At 62.9% G+C, this 18046-nt stretch carries 19 protein-coding genes and 2 pseudogenes; 3 read left to right on the forward strand and 18 right to left on the reverse strand.

All coding sequences use genetic code 11. The features are described 5' to 3' along the window. Positions 1-89: 89 nt before the first annotated feature. The 8 genes and pseudogenes from EEB11_RS17740 to EEB11_RS17765 all read right to left on the reverse strand — a co-directional run bounded on the left by EEB11_RS17740 (position 90) and on the right by EEB11_RS17765 (position 4172). Positions 90-965: a sulfotransferase domain-containing protein gene (locus tag EEB11_RS17740; RefSeq protein WP_167852798.1), complete on the reverse strand. Its 876-nt coding sequence runs from the start codon at positions 963-965 to the stop codon at positions 90-92. 22 nt (positions 966-987) lie between these two features. Further along, positions 988-1332, reverse strand: a complete 345-nt coding sequence (locus tag EEB11_RS19670) for a hypothetical protein (RefSeq protein WP_167852799.1) — start codon at positions 1330-1332, stop codon at positions 988-990. Between the two features lie 130 nt (positions 1333-1462). Next, positions 1463-2269, reverse strand: coding sequence for a class I SAM-dependent methyltransferase (locus tag EEB11_RS17745; protein ID WP_167852800.1), 807 nt, complete (start codon positions 2267-2269; stop codon positions 1463-1465). Beyond that, positions 2266-2511, reverse strand: a pseudogene (locus EEB11_RS20095) (ester cyclase); the annotation flags it as partial. The pseudogene EEB11_RS20095 and the gene EEB11_RS17745, both read right to left, overlap by 4 nt. Before the next feature lie 12 nt (positions 2512-2523). Next, positions 2524-2652 carry a hypothetical protein gene (locus EEB11_RS20270; RefSeq protein WP_280950290.1) on the reverse strand — a complete coding sequence of 43 codons (129 nt, stop codon included), beginning with the start codon at positions 2650-2652 and terminating at the stop codon, positions 2524-2526. A 58-nt stretch (positions 2653-2710) separates the two neighbouring features. Further along, the gene (locus tag EEB11_RS17755; RefSeq protein WP_135433700.1) at positions 2711-3067 is read right to left on the reverse strand and encodes a YybH family protein; all 357 of its coding nucleotides are present in this window, start codon (positions 3065-3067) and stop codon (positions 2711-2713) included. Continuing rightward, on the reverse strand, positions 3064-3837 hold the full coding sequence (locus EEB11_RS17760; protein WP_135433702.1) for a hypothetical protein: 774 nt from the start codon (positions 3835-3837) through the stop codon (positions 3064-3066). The genes EEB11_RS17755 and EEB11_RS17760 overlap by 4 nt, the downstream gene beginning before the upstream one ends. 2 nt (positions 3838-3839) lie before the next feature. Further along, positions 3840-4172 carry a GYD domain-containing protein gene (locus tag EEB11_RS17765; RefSeq protein ID WP_135433704.1) on the reverse strand — a complete coding sequence of 111 codons (333 nt, stop codon included), beginning with the start codon at positions 4170-4172 and terminating at the stop codon, positions 3840-3842. 230 nt (positions 4173-4402) lie between these two features. On the opposite strand from EEB11_RS17765, the gene EEB11_RS17770 reads away from it, so the two are divergent. After that, complete coding sequence (locus EEB11_RS17770) at positions 4403-4774, forward strand: nuclear transport factor 2 family protein (protein WP_167853266.1); 372 nt, start codon at positions 4403-4405, stop codon at positions 4772-4774. Positions 4775-4857: 83 nt separating this feature from the next. Here the strand turns inward: EEB11_RS17770 and EEB11_RS17775 are convergent, their stop codons facing one another. Beyond that, on the reverse strand, positions 4858-6402 hold the full coding sequence (locus EEB11_RS17775) for a winged helix-turn-helix domain-containing tetratricopeptide repeat protein (RefSeq protein WP_135433709.1): 1545 nt from the start codon (positions 6400-6402) through the stop codon (positions 4858-4860). A gap of 584 nt (positions 6403-6986) precedes the next feature. Here EEB11_RS17775 and EEB11_RS17780 point away from each other — a divergent pair. Then, complete coding sequence (locus tag EEB11_RS17780) at positions 6987-7214, forward strand: hypothetical protein (RefSeq protein WP_135433711.1); 228 nt, start codon at positions 6987-6989, stop codon at positions 7212-7214. Here the strand turns inward: EEB11_RS17780 and EEB11_RS17785 are convergent, their stop codons facing one another. The 9 genes and pseudogenes from EEB11_RS17785 to EEB11_RS17825 all read right to left on the reverse strand — a co-directional run bounded on the left by EEB11_RS17785 (position 7215) and on the right by EEB11_RS17825 (position 16488). Then, positions 7215-8759: a winged helix-turn-helix domain-containing protein gene (locus tag EEB11_RS17785; RefSeq protein ID WP_167852801.1), complete on the reverse strand. Its 1545-nt coding sequence runs from the start codon at positions 8757-8759 to the stop codon at positions 7215-7217. Then, the gene (locus EEB11_RS17790; RefSeq protein WP_135433715.1) at positions 8756-10273 is read right to left on the reverse strand and encodes a winged helix-turn-helix domain-containing protein; all 1518 of its coding nucleotides are present in this window, start codon (positions 10271-10273) and stop codon (positions 8756-8758) included. The genes EEB11_RS17785 and EEB11_RS17790 overlap by 4 nt, the downstream gene beginning before the upstream one ends. A gap of 397 nt (positions 10274-10670) precedes the next feature. Further along, positions 10671-11195, reverse strand: coding sequence for a GNAT family N-acetyltransferase (locus EEB11_RS17795; protein ID WP_135433717.1), 525 nt, complete (start codon positions 11193-11195; stop codon positions 10671-10673). Between the two features lie 322 nt (positions 11196-11517). Beyond that, positions 11518-12904, reverse strand: a pseudogene (locus tag EEB11_RS17800) (IS5 family transposase). Between the two features lie 289 nt (positions 12905-13193). Then, positions 13194-13859, reverse strand: a complete 666-nt coding sequence (locus EEB11_RS17805; protein ID WP_135433720.1) for a hypothetical protein — start codon at positions 13857-13859, stop codon at positions 13194-13196. Further along, on the reverse strand, positions 13856-14344 hold the full coding sequence (locus EEB11_RS17810) for a hypothetical protein (protein ID WP_210114955.1): 489 nt from the start codon (positions 14342-14344) through the stop codon (positions 13856-13858). The genes EEB11_RS17805 and EEB11_RS17810 overlap by 4 nt, the downstream gene beginning before the upstream one ends. 31 nt (positions 14345-14375) lie before the next feature. Beyond that, complete coding sequence (locus EEB11_RS17815) at positions 14376-14870, reverse strand: VOC family protein (RefSeq protein WP_135433722.1); 495 nt, start codon at positions 14868-14870, stop codon at positions 14376-14378. Between the two features lie 255 nt (positions 14871-15125). Further along, complete coding sequence (locus EEB11_RS17820) at positions 15126-15575, reverse strand: DUF302 domain-containing protein (protein WP_135433724.1); 450 nt, start codon at positions 15573-15575, stop codon at positions 15126-15128. Positions 15576-15660: 85 nt separating this feature from the next. Continuing rightward, the gene (locus EEB11_RS17825) at positions 15661-16488 is read right to left on the reverse strand and encodes a class I SAM-dependent methyltransferase (RefSeq protein ID WP_135433726.1); all 828 of its coding nucleotides are present in this window, start codon (positions 16486-16488) and stop codon (positions 15661-15663) included. A gap of 275 nt (positions 16489-16763) precedes the next feature. Here EEB11_RS17825 and EEB11_RS17830 point away from each other — a divergent pair, with 275 nt between their 5' ends. Next, positions 16764-17720 carry a LysR family transcriptional regulator gene (locus EEB11_RS17830; protein WP_135433728.1) on the forward strand — a complete coding sequence of 319 codons (957 nt, stop codon included), beginning with the start codon at positions 16764-16766 and terminating at the stop codon, positions 17718-17720. The last annotated feature ends 326 nt before the right edge of the window (positions 17721-18046 follow it).

Here is an 18046-nt window from a genome sequence, read left to right on the forward strand (position 1 = left end):
CTTCTGGCTGTCGTTCGGTCGGGTTGATCGACGTGGAGGGGGAACGTGATTCCGGGCTGTGCATAGGCGCGAAACCTTGGGGCGGTCGGTCACTGACGGGGTGCGTTGCCCCATTCAAGCCAAGCGCGTTCCTCCGGCGACAACACGGCATCCACCTTCGCGTCATAGGCTGCCAGGTCGCCTGCCGTCAGTTGGCCTTCCCATTTGTTCGATGTCGCGCTGTCGAAGAAACCTGCGTCGGCCTTCCAGAAGCCCTGACCCGCTGACGGCGTGAAGCGCTCCGCGTTGGCTTTCATGCTGGCAAATGTCGCGGCATTGGTGATGGCCGCCATGACTTCGGTCGAATGAGCGATACCGACATGCGCGGCCAGCGACGCCACAGCACTTGGCAGGTCGCGCAGCATGTCGGCGTAATGCAGGCGGATCAGATTCTCGCGCGGCTCGCGCGCCAATGTGCAAAGGTAATGGTCAAGGATCGGCCCAAGGCCGCGATGATCGACGTCTTCCTCCAGAAACTCCTTAAAGCTCTCCGACGGGTTCTCGGACAGTGGGGTCTGTCCGACGTCGCGGGCCATGTTGGCCAGATGCTTACGATAGGAAAAATGTACGTCGATAGGGTGACGATAGACCGTGACATATCGGATCTGCGGCCAGAAGGGGATGCCATCAAAAGGCGTGTGCGTCTTGACCTGCCGCCTGTGCTGCTGCGCCGCAAGCCGCGCCATGACCTCGTCGAGATCGCGAATGTTGATGTCGATCCAAGGCGATTTCATCGAGGTCTGCGCGTCCACCTCCGGGTCGCCGGCGATGAGCATGGCGAGGATGCCTTGTGTCCAGGTCGTGCCTGACTTAGGCGGCGTGGAAACGACGATATCCCCCGCGCGCGGCACGAAAGCGTCCCAGCGGGAGCTGTCAGAAACGGCGTCGATATAGATGCGGCGGGGTGGTTCCGGATTGGCGGACATGCGTGTCTCCATCATTGCGGCGTCAAAGGTCGAGCTGCGTGCAAACAAGGACCGTCGCACCCTTCGGGTCGGCCCTGACCGTGCAGCTTTCGGGATAGGGGCCGGTGAATCGGAAACCCATGCTCTGATACAGGGTCTGCATTTCGATATTGGTGCGGATGGTGTCGCACAGCAGGTGCGCCCAGCCCATGGTGCCCGAGCCCACGGCCAGACCCGCCGCGTTGCGCGCGATCCAGGTGCTGCCCGCGGGCGGCAGGTATTCGTCGGCATGGTGCCAGAAATCCTCGATCCAGAAGGGAATATCCAGCGGCGGATAGTCCAGCGCCTGCAATTTAGGCTGAATCTCTTCGTAAAATTCGGTCAGCATAGGGTCGATATCCGTGCGGGCGGGGCGAAGGCGCTGGCGTCCATTGGGACGGCGAGATCGGAAAAATGCGATATCCCGGCGACATCCTCGGTCAGATGGAGAACCGACATGGCGTTGTCGGGCATGCCTCTCATTGCCCGGGCTTTCTGGCCGGTGTTGCGACGAGATACCGGGCGGAAGCGCCAAAGCCGATGCTTCCGTCCGCCTTGTGGAATGGTACCATGAACTCGGTCACCGCAGCGGTAAACGCCGCCTCGCCGGAGTGTTCGATGGCCTTCACCGCCATGCCCGACGACCCGATGCCCCGCAGGGCTGTCGCCTTGTCAGGATAGTGCCAGGGCGTGTCTACATCGAAAATCTCGCCCGGCATCAGGCCGCCGGCTTCGGCGAAGGCGCGCAAGGCGGCCTCGTCGGACAGCGCGAAAGGGCCGGGCGCACCGGGTGGAGGTGGCGGCAAAAGCGGCTTCAACGCGGCCAAATGCCCCGCTGCTTCCATCCCGCTGGGATCGCCCCAGGTCATGATGACGATCCGGCCGCCGGGCCGCGTGACCCGCCCCGCCTCGCGCAGGGCCTGTGCTGCGTCACCCGCGAATTGAATGGCGTTGAACCCGGTGACAAGGTCGAAACTGTTGTCGTCCCAGGGCAGCGCCTCCAGATCGCCCAGCCGGAAATCGCCCGAGGGCACCCGTTCGCGCGCGATCTCCAGCATCCCTTCGGCCGCATCGATCCCCGCAACCCGCGCGCCCAGAGAGGCCGACAGCGCCGCCGCCATACCCGCGCCGCAGCCCGCATCCAAATGCAGGGTGCCGTGCCCCACACCGGCATGGGCCAGAACGGCATGGTAGGCGGCGGCAAACTGCCCTTCCTGCACCTCGGCCCAGTCCCGTGGACGCGCGCCCCAAAGTCTGCTGTTGGCCTGTGATGTTCCCCCGCTCATCCCGCCACCTGCCGGGCATAGTCTGCGGCATCGAACCACCCGCGCGATGCCGCGATCTTGCCTTCGGGGTCCATATCCCATTCCTCCCAGCCCGTGATTCGCAGCGGGTTGCTAGTTTCGGCGTGATGGCCGGTGAAGGTCCACAGATAGGCGACGTGGTCGCCCGCGATGCGCAGCCCGTCGCAGACGAGGGTCAGGTCCGGCACATCGGCAAAGAACCCTGCCGCCATCGCGGCGACGCCATCGCGCCCTTCCTAGGGCGCGCCCCGGTTGATGACGATGCTGCCGTCCTCGGCGTAGAACGATGCCACGGCCTCGGCCAAGCCGCTGTTCCAGGCGGCGGTGTAGTCGGCGGCAACGGCCGCGATCCTGTCGGTTTGCATGTCTCCACGTCCTTTGTGAGTTCGGTCTCGTGTCCGGCACGGTTGACGGCTGCCGCGCTCAGGTCTGTTCTTCGTTCAGGCTGCACGCCTTGCAGAGCCAGCCGGTGTCGGCGCTTCGGTCGAGGACGGCCAGCGTGGTGCCCGTGCCGGTGTCGCCTTCCGAGAACCGGGCAAGAACCCAGGCGATGTCGCCCGATCCGCCGAAGGACCGGATGTAAAAGCGTTTTGCCGTGGCCGTCCCGGTCCAGTCCCGATGCAGGGTCTCGATCTCGATGCGCCCACGGGCGGGGGGCGCGAAGGGCGAGTGCAGCGTGGCGTCTTCGGTAAACATGTCGGCACAGGCACCGGAATCCCCGGCGGCATAGGACCGTGCCATCCGGTCAAGCCACCCCTGGATTTTGTCGCGGAGCGTCATGCCGGGGCGCCTTTTTTCAGTTCGGCAAGCGGGTCGCCGTCCCAGTCGCCACGGCTGCGCAGCGCTCGCAGGCGCGTGAAGGAGGAGTAGTCGAACATCAGCCCCGCTCGACTTTCCTCCATGCGGGCGCGGTGGCGACCATCGCAATAGGCGGCCTCGCGCATCACATCGTCCGAGCGCCAGAGCGAGCAGGTGAAGCCCTCGCGTCCGTCGGGGCCATTGAAGACGTCGTTGCGCAAGTTCGACGGCAGCGCGCCGTACCACGCCATCACCTCGGACACGCCTTCGACAAATCGCCGGATCCGGGGCAACATCTCGGCGTCGCGCGACAGGAACCCTGCCGAGGTGACCACGACCAGCGGGCCACCGGGATCGGCCGGTGCCGGGCGGATCGCGGTGCCATCCTCGACAGGCCCGCGCCAGTTGACCTTGCCACGATACGAGAATGGGATCGCAAGGCAATGCCAGGCCGCGACGGCCTCCGAGAGCCATGGCATCGACGCGCCCGGATCGTCGAGCATCGCCTCGGCCTCGGCACGGCTGTCCCAAATCCCCAGCCCGCCCCAGACATTCGACGTCAGGGTGACGAGACCGTCCTCGCCCGGCGTGTGCTGCGGACAAAACCGCCAGACGAGGGCGCCCGGCACCGGCGGAAACGTCCTGTCATGCGCAGACACGGCTTGGGGAAAGCGCAGACGGTGAAGGGTGATCCAGTCGTGACCACCCATGGCGGCTGCGGGGCCTCGCCCCGGCACGATATCTACAGACACGTTCAGCCCTGTGGTGGCTGATAGGCGCCGGTCACTTTGCCCGCCAGAGTCATCGCGGCCATCGCATCGGCGGCTGTCATCAGCTTGACGGTCGAAGATCGGGAAATGGTTCCCGCCGAGGCAACCGCTGCCGCGCCCGCCATCATCATCGTGTCATCCGGCCCTTCGATCAGACAGATCACATCATATTCGCCAAAGGCAAAGAACAGATGGTGCAGCTTGCCGCCAAGCGCCTCGATCAACTTTCGGGCCGCGGCCTCGCGGTCAGAGGGGCTGGCAACCATCGCCTTGATCGCTTCTTTCGAATAGCTGAGTTGATAAAGATAAAAGGCCATGTCGTATCCTCCGGATTGCGTTGATGGCAGGGGTCATTCTTCGCCCCAGCCTGGGCAAAACCATGCGCCTCCCGCCGGTCCCCGGCTATCAGCACGGCTAAAAAGTTCTAAAGCGGCGGGTGTCTTTGCTCGGGAAAGCTTGTTTGCCAAAGGTGCGGATGGCACGTTGTGCGGGTCAGCCTCTGGCCCCCGTGCCGCTGGACGACCAAAGGCCGCAGGGGAGACGCACGGTGCAGGACGCGCAAACCTATACAGAGATCGCAGAGGTCGTCAGAACCTACGTCGAAGGCATGTGTCAGAACGATGCCGCAAAACTCTGCTCTGCCATGCACGAAAAAGCCTGTAGCATCGGGCACTTCGAGGGCGGGCTGGAGTGGGAAAACCGTGAGGGGTTCATCGCCTTAGTCGCAGAGGCCGTCAAGGAGCCGGACCTGTCACCATGGCACGTCATAAATGCGATCTCGGTGGTCGGAGACGTGGCGACGGTTCAGGTTGAAGACATCTGGCTTGGCATGCATTACGACGACACGCTGACGCTGTTGCGGCATGAGGGCCGCTGGCAGATTGTCTCCAAGGTGTTCTTTCTGCGACCAGCCGGGTGATGGTGGCTCACCAGGCGTCTTCCGTGGCAAAGTGCTGCCGCCATTATTGCTTTCGGCCTTGTGCCTGATTCGCGTGACGTCCGCTAACGCAAGGCGTCGGCAGCCTCGGGGGGTGCGAGCCCGGCTGCGATCCGAAAGAACGTGTGCGCCCGGGCAAGGTAATCTGCGTTCGATGTCAGCCAGCGCCCCGCCAGCCGCGCCTCGACCAGTGTTGGCGCAATGGCCCTGACCCGCTCAAAGGCCACTGACGCGCGGTCGATCCGGCCAGCGCCGACCCATGCAATCGCGGCAAGGATCAGCGGCGTCGCGCTACCCGAAGCCTCGGCCAAGGCAGCATCCGCAGCTTCTGCCGCAGCGGCATAGTTGCGCACAGCAAAATGGGCGAACCCCAAAGCCGCCAGAAGCGATCCGCGCGCAGGGTCACGCGGGCTCCGCCGAAGGGCGGCCTCGGCCAGGGCTACGCCCCTGTCGGCATCGCCATGAAATCCCTCGTAAAGCCCCAGCCAGGCCAGCGTCACGGCGCAATTGGGGTTCATCTCATGCGCCTGACGCAGTTCTGGCAGGCCGGCATCGGCATTCTGCTGCATGAAATGCAACAAGGCGCGGATGCGTCGCGCGTGATGATCGGTCGGGTCCGCCGCAATCGCCCGGGTTGCGGCGGCAATTCCTTCGGCAAGTGTTTCGGGCACCGACGCTGTCGTCGCGTGATAGACATGCCACCAGGCCACCCAGGCCAGAACTCGCCATGCCAGACCTGACGCCGGGTCCAGCGAAAGCGCCTGCCGCGCTAGGCCATCAGCCTTATCGCGCGCGCTGCGGTCATAGGCCATGTCGCCCGCCGAAATGGCCGACCAGCCGCTCAGCGCCAATCCCCGCGCCGTCAGGTTTTCCGGCGGGGTGATACGGATACGCTCGGCCTCGGCCCGATCAATTTGCGGGGCAAGGCAGGTCACGACCGCCCGCGCCACCCGCGCCTGCGTGTCGAAATGCGCGGTCAGTTCACGATCAAAACTTTCGGCCCAGACATGGCCGCCGGTTGTGGCATCAATCAGCTGCGCCGTCACCCGGACGCGGTCTGTCGTGGCGCGAACGCTCCCCTCGACGGCATAGCGCACACCCAGTTCACGCGAAATCGCGCGCAGATCGCGCGGCCCATGCCGATAGACGAAAGCCGAATTGCGGGCGACCACGAACAGATCGCGAAAGCGCGACAACTCAGTCGTGATGTCTTCGACGAACCCATCGGTGAACCAGGCCAGATCGGGATCACCACCAAGCTCGGTGAATGGTAGGACAACCACTGATGGCCGGTCCGGCAGGTCCAGCGCCCCCGCTTGTCCGACCTCCAGACCAAAGCGAAGACCCCGGCCCGGAACCGTCAGGATCGCATCCCCCCCCAGAACCTTTCGCAGATTAGCCACCTGCACATTCAGGTTGTTCTCGCCCACCACCGCGCCGGGCCAGACGGCAGCCATGATCTCGTCCCGGCCCACCACCCGGTCACGATGGGTGATTAGAAGGTCCAGCAGATCAAAGGCCCGCGCTCCGATCGGAATGATCTGCAATGCACGGCTAAGCTGCCGGGTCCGGCGCTGCAGAACGAAATCGGAAAAGCGAATGCTATCCATTGGCCTTGAATATTGGTTCAACTGGCCGGAAGCATATCAAGCATCCCGCAGAATGCTCTTGAAAATATCCGCTGGAACGAGAGCAATCGTCGGATGGTTGGCCTGCGAACCGGTAGTCTGGCGGCAGCTTGTGCGAGTCCTTTTTTCGCCCCGAGCGACATCTGCGGTCGGGGAAACGTTCGGAGTTGGGCGGATCAAGCTGCGAGTCCGCTTCATTCTGGCTCGCTGGCCCCGTTTTTTGGCGCGCCGGACCGTCCTTTCGCGCACTCAGAGTGGTCTGCGGCCCGCACTCAGCTGGCCAGAATGCTCACCACGCGTTTCGACGCCTTACCGTATCTGACAACCGCATTCGCCCGATCAGATAAGCAGGGTTACTAACACTCCCCGATCATGATCAGCTTCAGATGCGGGCTGGTCTGCGAACAGTGGCCAATCGTTCCAAGGGCGGCAAACGACGCGATGTTGGTCGTCTCAGTATTTGGAACTTTTCGGAGCGAGTTTTGGGTGGTTTTGGACTGTTTCAGGACGTGGCTGGCCCTCGTCTGGCAGGTTTGTCTGGTCAACCAGGACCGGAGGAACAGACCATGACAGACCTTCCCATCAGCCAGTTGCAGCCCGTCACCAGCGCGGGAAAAATCGCCCCGACGCTCGCCCGGCTGACCGCCCTGTTTCGGACCGCTTGCAGCGCTCTTGCCCAAGCCGTCGCGCGGAACGCCCAACGCCGGGCCATGCGTCGCGCGCCCGAGGAAATCCTGGCAGCTCAGGCCCGCCGCGAAGAAGCGCGCCGCGCTGTGGATCGGCTTTTGCGCTGATTATTCCGGTATGCCGATGCCGCGCAGGCCGCATTCCATCCTTCCCAGCATTTCGGGCGTCGTGACCGGTAAGTCCCGGATGTACTTCGAGATCGTCATGCTCGGATCGCGCGCCAGAAGCTTCTGTCCGAAATGCCTCGCCTCGTCGGCCAGGCCCAACTCCCAGTACCCAATTGCAAGCGTTAACCAACTGGCGGTGTATTCGGGCGCTTCGACAAGGGCTTGTTCCAGCGTCGCCACACTGCCCTTGACCCGTCCGGACATCAGCAGAGCTGCACCCAGACCGCTGCGGATCTGGCCCAACATCGGGTCCAGCGGATTTATCCGGATCGCCCGGTTGAAGTGATCAATCGCCGTGGCACTGTCACCGACATAATTGTGAACCCAGCCAGAGGCATAGAGGACATGGCTGGAATTTGGATTCAAAGCATAGGCCTGCCGCAGGATATGCAATCCCCGCTGCTGCTGTTTCCCAAGAAATGCAATCGTAATGCCTGCGAAGGCCAAAGCCATTGCATCGTTGCAGGGGTCGACTACGACCTCTTCGGCCAGAGGTAAGCAGCCTGCGGCCTCCTCCAAGCTCAGCCAGCGTTCCGACCGCGCGGCCTCGGTCAGCCGACAGATCAACGCCTTGGCATGGGCATAGCCGGGGTCGAGTGCCAGCGCGCGCTCCAGCAGGGTCCGCGCCGCGACGAAGCTGGCGAAATCCGGCAGGCGATGTGCCATTGGCATGGCCTGCAGGCACAGATCGTAGGCGCTGAGGTCGGTCGTCGGCTTGGCACTGGCGCGCCGCGCTTCGGCAAGGATCACATTCGGCTCGATGGCGGCAGCAACCTCTACGGTGACGGCGTCCTGCAATTCGAAAATCTCTGCCAGCGTCCCGGAAAAGCGGTTCGACCAGATCATCCGGCCGGTTTCCGCCTCGACCAACTGGGTGTTGATGCGCAGCCTGTCGCCCGCCGACTGGATGCTGCCTTCGAGCAGGTAGCGCACACCCAGTTGCCGCCCGACCTCGGCCAGATCGACGGAGCGGCCCTTCAAGGTGAAGGTCGAGGACGCGGCGATCACGAAAAAGACCGGGATGCGTGACAGCGCTGCGATCAGGTCGGCCACGATCCCATCCACCAGATAGTCCTTGCCCGCATCGCCCGTGAGGTTCGCGAACGGCAGCACCGCGAGCGAAGGCTTGTCCGGAAGCGGCAGCGCCTTGGGCGGCTCTGCCGGGGCTTTCGCGGAAAGCGTCAACTGATAGCCGACACCCGGCACCGTCGCGATGGCCCGCGCCCCGATCAGCTTGCGCAGCGCTGCGATCTGGACGGTAAGGTTGCTTTCCTCAACGTTCAGATCGACCCAGACGTTTTCCAGCAGTTCCGCCTTGGTCACCACCCGCCCTGTATTCGAATGAAGATAGGCCAGCACGTCGAAAGCCCGTGCGCCGATCTGCCGGGTCTCGCCGTCGATCCGCACCGCGCGTTCGGATGGCAGAATGACGACTGCGCGTGGCGATCCGTCGCTGACTTGTTGCGTCAAGAGGACAGGCTTCACGGTGGAAATCCGTTCGCTTCGAGTGCGTTGACGATGGTCTCTGCGAAAAGCGCATTTTCCTGTGGGCGCGTGCGCCGGAAGGTCGAGATCGTCATGTCCGGAACCTTTGCGCGAAACCAGTCGGCCATGCGCGCCGAATCCTCGACACGTCCCAAGGCCCAGTAGCAGCCCATCAGACCCAGCTGGGTCGTCGCGAACTCGGGATATTCGGTCAATGCCTGTTCATAATAGGTCACTGCCGCTTGCGGGTCGCCCTTCTGTAACAGGGCGTTGCCAATGCCGGCCGACATGACACCGATGTGCGGGTGCAACGGGCTGATCCTCATGGCACGCTGCAACTGCTCGATCGCGGCATCGTTCTGCGACATGTAGTTGTGAACCCATCCCAGCAGCATGGCCACCGTCGCCGAGTTCGGGTTCAGGAATGCAGCGCGTTTCAGCGCAGTCAGCCCTTCGCGATGGGCGGACCCGATATAGGCGAGATAATGCCCCGCGTAGGCCAGCGCCAATGGATCGTCGGGATTTGCATCCAGAACTTCCCGCGCCAAGGGCAGGGCTTCCGAGGCACGCTCGAAGCTCCACCAGCGGGTTGCGAACGCGCCAGTATGCGCGTAACAGATCAGGGCCTTGGCATATACATAGGCTGGGTCCATCTCGAGTGCGTGGCGCAGCAGTTCAATGCCCTCTTCAAGCTGGGGCAGCGCGTTCTGCCGCCAGACCAGAGGGGCCGCCCGCAGGCACAGGTCATAGGCGGCAAGGTTATCGGTCGGTTTGGCGCGCGCGCGTGCGGCCTCGGTCAGGATCAGCTTCGGCTCCAGCGCGCCGGCGACATGTTCCGCCACCCGGTCCTGAAGGTCGAAGATCTCGCTTGCGCGGCCATCAAAGCGGTCTTGCCAGAGGGTGTGGCCGGTCGCGGCTTCGACAAGTTGCGTGAAGATCCGCATCTGATCGCCCGCCTGCTGGATGCTGCCTTCGAGAATGTAGCGCACACCAAGTTCCTGCCCGACCTCGGCCAGATCGACAGAACGGCCCTTGTAGGTGAAGCTGGAAGTGCTGGAGATCACGAAGAAGGACGACACCCGCGACAGCGCCGTGATTACGGCAGAGACGATGCCATCGACAAGGTAATCGCGGTCTGCGGACCCCATCAAGTTGGTAAAGGGCAGCACCACGAGCGAGGGTTTGTCCGGCAGCGGCAGCGCCTTGGGCGGCTCTGCTGGGGGTTTGGCAGAAAGGGTCAACTGATAGCCGACACCCGGCACCGTCGCGATGGCACGCGCCCCGATCAGCTTGCGCAGCGCGGCGATCTGGACCGTCAGGTTGCTTTCCTCGACGTTGAGATCGGCCCAGACATGCTCCAGCAGTTCCGCCTTCGTCACCACCCGGCCGGAATGCGCATCAAGATAGGCCAGTACGTCAAAAGCACGAGCGCCGATGACTTGATCCGATCCGTCGATCCTGAGCCTGCGCAGGTCACGCAGAAGCTCGATTCCGGGCTGAACAAAATCGATCATTGGACATCCTGGGAAATGGATACCGAGGCGACGATAGAGGTCGGAGGGCTACCTGCCAAACTCTATCACGTCAGCGAGGCACATCGCACAAAACAGCAGTCTTCCCATCATTTACCAAACCAAGCGACCTCGGTCCGCTTTCGCGGTTGTTGCCCAGGACCTCGTACAAGCGGCGAAAGGCCGCTTCCCGCCGCTGTGACCTCTCGGTCGAGCCTGGCCCACACGAGACATTCATTGCAGTCACCGTCGCTGCGGCGCGGCGTCACCAGACCAGCCATTCGCTGCGAGCGCAAAATAGACGGCCGTTCGAAGCCACACAATGCGGACAGAGCCGTCGTCCATGTCGCTCCACAGAATAGGTAGCGTGTTCAACAATATAAAGCTCTGCAATATCTACTCAGTCCAATGGCTGAGGGAAACGGTACTCCAAGTAAACGAGGTAGGGTTCGAACTCTGGCGGATTGGCGTTTTCGGGATAACGCGGAATATAGTTGAAGCCGAACCGCTCGTAGATCGACAGCATCGGGCGGTTGCCTTTGGCGGTATCGGCATAAATCGCGCGGCAACCCATGTTCCGAGCTTCCTCGATACGCATCTCGAACAAACGCCTTCCCAATCCAAGCCCCTGTGCTTCAGGTCTTACGAACATCCGCTTCATCTCGACCGCGTCAGGTCGGATTCGTCGAAGCGTTCCGCAACCCAAAAGTTGCCCACCCTCACCACGGGCGAGGACGAGACGACCTTCCGGCGGCAACATCTCGTCAAGATGCTCCAATGAGCTTTCCGCCAACTCTTCTGGCAGGAGGGCCGGACCGCCAGCGGCCTCAAATGTCTTCAAAACAATTCTGTAGTAGTCAATCAGCAAGTTTCGGAAAGCAGGCAGGTCTCTGACCTCAGTAACGAATGAGACATCGGCAATCATCAAGCGGTCCTCTTCGTGATCTTGATTTAATGAAAATTACCATATTTACGACACGATTGCACGTCTGCTGCGGGCTCTTTGACAGGATGCGCTTGCAGGTGCAGCGAACTCACACTTTCCGCCGCTGTGACCTCTCGGTCGAGCCCGGCCCCTTGCGGACTCCCATGCAGCCTGCAGCATCAGTCAGGTCATCGACGTGGAGGGTGGAAAGCAGACTGACGGCAGCGCAGCAGCGCACCGGCGGGATCCAGCGACAGCGGTCGATCGCCATGATGACCTACAGCGACAATGACGCGTAGATGGTTCAGTCTGAACAATGCGATCACACAGTCGAAACGGCGTTATGCCTCCGCTCTGGTGGGTTTTGGACAGCCCACAAGGTCGCAATAATCGAGGCAAGCCAAGCCCGGAGGTGGGCGAGGATCTTTCGGATGTTGTGGCCGCAGGCGCACAGGACGGCGAAGATGGCGTCGCCAATTATGCCTTTCAGGGGGCATCGTGACAGGCGGCCGTCGGTTTTCATGTGGCCGATCTCGGCTTCGATGGCGCTTCGGCGGCGGAGGTCTGCGATGAGTTTTGGTGTCAGGCCGCGNGCGGCGGAGGTCTGCGATGAGTTTTGGTGTCAGGCCGCGCCTTGTGCCGCTGATCAGAACGCGGGTCGCCTCAACGCCATGGCCGCGATAACCCCGGTCGACGACGGCCAGATCGGGGCGCTGGTCGGTCAGGATCGTCACCTGTTCCAGCGCTTCCTTCAGGGTGTGGCCATCGTAGGGGTTGCCCGCAAAGCTGCGCATGCCGACGACGAAGCCTTCGTCCAGTGTGGTGGCCACGCTGACCTTGCAGCCGAACTCGTATCGGACACGTGCCTTGCCCTTTGAGATGCAATCCACCCCGGGTTCATGCAGGGCGTAGATCTTGTCCGCACCCTTGGGCGACTGGTGCAGCAGCTGGGACACCAAGGATAGCTTGGCGATGATGCGATCCCGCAGGGCACCCTCCGGGATATCCTGCAGATGGCGACGCAGATCCCGCATGACCCGGCCGGTGTATCCCTTCAGCCTTTTCAACGCCTTGCGCATGCGCTTGAACTGCCTGGCATGAGCGTAGCGGCCAACCTGCAGCGCCAGTCGCGGTGCAAGGCGGGCGTAGGATTGGCGCAACTCCACCCCGGCCTCTTGTGCCAAGGCGACAAGTTGATCCCGCGCCCGCTCGTAAAGCCGGGAATCCGTCGGATGGGCGATGGCCTTTTCCATAACTGTCGTATCCACCGCCACACGCTTGACGCTGTCCTCGTCGATCGCGCCGGACTTCTGCCCGGCTGGAATGGTCTGGGTCAGCAGCCATTCCACGCCTTCCTCGCCAAGGCGCCCCCGCCAACGGGTCAGCGAGGACGGGTCAATCGGCAGCTTGTGTTGGAAAAAGGTTTCGCCGGTGAGGTGCTGGTAATACGGGTTCTCGACCCAGCGGGCGACCACCGCCTCGTCCGACAGCCGGTAAGCGTGCTGCAGATACAGCAGCCCCGCCACCAACCGCGGCTCTGTCGCCGGTCGCCCCCTGCCGGACGGAAAGAACCCGGCCCATTCGCGCTCGAACACCTCCCAGTCGATCAACGCCGCCAGCTTCACCAACTCGTGCCGCGGGTCGATCATGTCGACCAGCCGCGGACGCAGCAAATCATCCTGTTCCAAAGGGCGCTGGCGATGCTTCATGAGCGGGACCGAAATTGCAGGGTTCTAAATGAAATTATACAAAACCCTGCAGGCCGTGGCGAGAGAAACCACAACGTTTTAACGTAAAATCAATGGCATGAGTGTTGTTCAGGGCGAACTAGATGGTGAGCTTTGAAAAATGGGGTCACCGCGAGTGTCACATCGACGTGCCTGCCCGGCTCCAGACGTCCTGCCCGAATGTGCTCTCCAATGCAGCGCGTGGAAGCGGACTTTCGTCTCAAGAGTGGTGATCATCCACGTTAGCCCAGCTCAGCGACCACACGTCCATTCAAGCCCCAAGCAGCATCACCGCCAGTGGCACCGGCGACACCGCGATAACGATCGCGAGAAGGGTCGGAACCGGTGCGAAAATCCCGCTGAGGCCCGCCATCAGCATGATCCCGCCACCGCCGCCGATGACCGCATTGCCTGGAATGTTCACCGAAAGCGCCAGCGCGATGTAGCGATGGCGCAATGCCAGCGCCACCGTGCGGGGTGGTGCGCCGTCCAGCAGCATCGCCAGCCGCTCCTCACGCGCAAGCGGGGCCGCGCGCGCCACCAGATCGGCGGCGCGACGCATGCGCAAGAACGACAGAAGCCGCTCCAGCGCGGTGATGGGCAACAGACGGCCCACGCCATAGGCCAGTATCATCGATACCACGGTCGCGGCATAGACAAGGGGGGCGATGGCCGCGCCGAAGGCGGTCAGCATCGCGATCCCGATCTCGGCGCCGGGCACGAAGGGCAAGGCCAGTAGCCCGATATAGGCGACCGAGCCCAGCATGATCGCCCGATGAACCTGCTGTTCGTTGGCCGGCATGATCGTGAGGTCGAGCGCGTCGCGGATCAGATGGGCGGCCCATGTCGCCGCCACCACGACAGCGATCAGCGCGACGACACGCAGGGCAATCGTGACCGGGCCCGGGCCGGAGGAGGGTTGTTGCGCGCTGTTCATCCGTCGCTGAGCGCCGCCCCGATTTCCACCGGGCTTCCCTCGGCGGCGGTTATGGTGGCCTGATGTGTCCAGTACCAGCGCCGGACCGTCCAGGTTCCGGCAATCTGCGCCTCGTCACCGACGACGGTGCCATACCATACAACGGTGAACGGCGCTTCGGGGCAGCGGGTCGTGGCGGTGAAGTGGATGCGTTCGCCCTCGGTGAAGGTCTGGTATTCATGCCAGCCAAATTCACAGGCCACCTGACAGCGCGACGACTGGAACTGACCGTCCACAAAGGACAGCACGGTTTCGGGCATAGCGGCCCCGGTTTCCAGCACGGTTCCCGTCACGTGGAAGGCCCGACCATCAAGATCGGACCCGGCCTGCCATGGCCCGGCGGGCACCGCGAAGTCGGGAATGTCGCGGTTCAGGGCGGTAACCGCTGCAGCACCCGTTGCAAGGACGGCAACCGCGAATGCGGCGGTCTTCAGGATGGTGGTCATGGATTTTCCCATTTCAGCCCCCGTTGGTTCATCATGGCACATTTGTTTCGGCAATATAATCATCTACCGAGAAGCGTTGATTGCTCACGACGAGACCCCCCTCCGCATCACGCGGCCACTGTTCTTCGGGCATGTCCAGATACAGCTCGACCCCGTTCCCGTCCGGGTCGCGCAGATAGACCGCCGTGCTGACGCCATGATGGGCCGCGCCATCAAAGGGGATGCCAGCAGCCCCGACCCGCTTCAGCACGGCGACCAGCGCCTTGCGGTCCGGATAAAGAAAGGCCGCATGGAACAATCCGGTGTGGCCCGGCGGGGGCGGGGTCGCCCCCTCGCTCTCCCAGGTGTTCAGCCCGATATGGTGATGATAGCCGCCTGCGCCCAGAAATGCGGCGTTTTCCCAACGCACGTTGAGAGTGAATCCCAGAACGTCGCGGTAAAAGGCGATCGCGCGATCCAGATCGGCCACGCGCAGGTGGACATGACCAACGCATGTTCCAATGGGAGCAACGAATGTGTCGGTCATTTCGGGTTTCCTTTTCTGTTTTCGGTCGGGGGGGGCGATCAGGTCGGCGCTTCGGCCATGCCACGCTCCTGCGATCAATTGGCGCAAATGAATGAACGGGCAACTGCGAGTTTCGGTAGTAGACCGTCCGGCTGCGATCGCCAAAGTGAAACGACGTCATCGGCCAAGCCATCCGGGACCGCAGGCGCACGCCGAGCCGAACGGAGCTCGGCTTAGCGCTCCGAACGGCCTGACTGGCATCCGGTCTGGCGCGCATCAGTCCACGCCAAGAACCTCGGAGAGCATTGCAGCGTAGGCCGGGCGCGCCTTGTCTGCGGCGACCTCGAGGCTGGGATGGGGAAAAAGCGCGGGCATGTACGACATGTCCAGCATCGACAAGGTGGACTGACCGTCTTCCGCGTAGAAGGCAAGGTTGCCACATGGCATCATGGCCAGCGTGTGCATCCCGGCGGCAACGACATCGCGGCGGATATCATTGTAGCAGATCTTCAGCCCGATGACCGCGCCGCCCATCATGCGGGTTTCGAAAATGAAGGACCAGTCGTCGTCGGTTTCGACATATTGGCGGACCATCGCGGCGGCGTCTTCCGGCGCCTGGTCGAGGTGGTGGATGATGAAATACTCGGGCGCCTCGGCTCTGGCGGTCCCGGTCAGGGCCATTGCGGCGGTGGCGGAGATGATGAGGTGTCTGATACTTGCATTCATGGTATTGCTCCTGTGTGTCTGAGGTCGGCCCTATCCAGAGAGCCGCGTTGAAGTGGATGAGATTGGCGAGCGGTCAAACTCTGCGTCAGCCTTGCACTCCGGCCATGAGGACCCGAAAGGTGGCGCCGATGCGGTAGCTTCCGTCCGGCTTGCGGAATGGCGCGAGAGCCGCTTTATGCGCCGCATCGAGGGCAGACTGCCCCGAGAACTCGGCCGCCTTGACGGCAACGCCCGACGATCCGAGGCCCCTTTGTGCCGTGCCGAGGTCGGGGTAGCGCCAAGGGGCGCTCACGTCGAAGACCCCCAGAGCGGTCAACCCTGCCGAAGCGGCCAGCGCTTCAAGCTTGCCTGGCTCGGACAGAGCGAAGGGGCCGGCAGCGTGCGGCGGCGACGGCGGCAGCAGCGGCTTGAGCGCAGCGACAAGCGCCGTGGCCTCCATGCTGCCAGGCTCGCCCCAGGTCATGATGAACACCTTGCCGCCCGGCCGGGTCACGCGGCGGGCCTCAACCAGGGCCGCGACCGGATCGGCAGCGTATTGAAAGGAATTGAAGCCTGTCACGACATCGAAGGCGTTGTCGTCGAAGGGCAAAACCTCGAGGTCGCCATGTTCCAGCCGTGCGCCGGGCAGCCGGTCGCGCGCAACCTCCAGCAGCGCCGCCGAGGCATCCATGCCGGCGACATGTGCTCCAAGGTCGGCGGCGAACTGAAGGGCCATGCCGGCACCGCACCCAGCATCGAGCAGGCGTGTTTCGGACCCGACGACCGCCTTGTCGAAGACCGCGTGGTAGGCCGGGGCGCATTGCTCTTCTTGAATGGTGGCCCAATCCGCAGCGCGCGCGCCCCAGATGCGGCCGTTGGCTTCGCCGCTCAGTTTGTAGTCGTGCGTTTGGGTCTTCTCGCTCACAGTCATCATTCTAACCTCGTGTCTGTTGTTCGTGGTTGGACAGACCTGTCCTGTCGGGTCGGGAAACCGACCCGCGGAAACGTATCCGTCGGAAATGCTATTCAGGTCTGTTTCATCTGCCCTGTCAGGTGGCGGGCAGAGCGTCTTGCAATTCGCCCACGAAAAGCGGTCTGAATTCAGCGCCCTGCTCTTATTTTGCTGCGGGGCCTGTCGCGTTTCACTGGACTTGATCAGACTATCCACGCCATGCTTGTTTCAGTCCAGCGAAACGATTTCAGGCCGACATGAGCAAGATTCAGTTACACAAGATCGACCTCAATCTGCTGTCCACCTTCGAGGCGCTGATGGAGGGCGGAAGCGTCGCGGCGGCGGCGGACAGGCTCGGCCTGACACCCTCTGCGGTCAGCCATGCCTTGGGGCGTCTGCGCACGCAATTCGACGATCCGCTTCTGGTGCGGGTCGGCGGACAGATGCAACCGACCCCGCAGGCGTTGCTGCTGGCCGATGAGCTTGGGCCAGTTCTGCGGGGCCTGCGCCGCGCACTGGAAACCCCGGAGCCGTTCGACCCGGCCACCAGCGACCGCGTGTTCCGGATCGCTCAACATTCGTCACCCGCGTTCATAACCTGTCTGACCGCCACGATCTGCGCGGCCGCCCCGAACCTGATGATCGAATGGGTCCGGATCACCGCAACCAGTCAGAACGATCTGGCGGACGGGATGATCGACCTTCAGCATGTCGGCGGCGAACGCTATCTGATGGATGGGATCGACGCGCTCGAACTGGAGCCGTTCACCTTCTTCAGCTTCGTGCGCAAGGGCCACCCTGCCGCCAAGAACTGGAGCGCCGAGACCGCCTCCAGATACCGTTACCTGACTGTCGCCGTCGAGAATTCCGGTGTCTCTCCGGTGGACAAGGAACACCGGTTGCTCAAACGGCCCCGGACCATGGCCGGCAAGGTGCATGATTTCCCCCTCGTCGGCCCCGTTCTTGCCGCCTCCGATTTCATCGCGACAATGCCGAGTGTTGCGATGGAAGAGAACTGGAAGCGCTATGATCTTCAGGTGCTGGAGCCGGTCGCCGCCCCGAAGGATTTCCGGCAGCGCTTTGCTTGGTCGGCCCGCAATGGGTCCGATCCTGGTAACACCTGGCTGCGGGAAACCGTGATCAAAGCGTACAAAGACTACCAATCAGGCATCACTCTCCAGATGCACGGGGCGGCCACTCCCCTTGGGGGCTGAGAGGTGCGACCGGCAAGGGCCGGGAGAATCGCTGCACCTGCAAAGGCCTCACCCATGCCGCGTCTCGAAATGGGGAATGGACTCCTTGCGACATGCGGCAACGCGGCTGTCGAGCCACACCGGCATGCAACGGAATGCCCGCTTGGGACAGATGCCGCGACAGAGCTGCTGCATCCGAATTCAACTGCAAACCGCGCTTCGGCATTTAGGCTCGTTGCGGATTGTGTGAATGACTGCTGTTACCGATTGCTGAGGTAGCGATGCCGCACCGCCGTCAGGCGGCTCTCCGCCGAGGCTGTGTAAAAACCCATATTTATGCTATGCTT

This window comes from Pseudotabrizicola sediminis (genome assembly GCF_004745575.1).
Classification (GTDB): Bacteria; Pseudomonadota; Alphaproteobacteria; order Rhodobacterales; family Rhodobacteraceae; genus Pseudotabrizicola; species Pseudotabrizicola sediminis.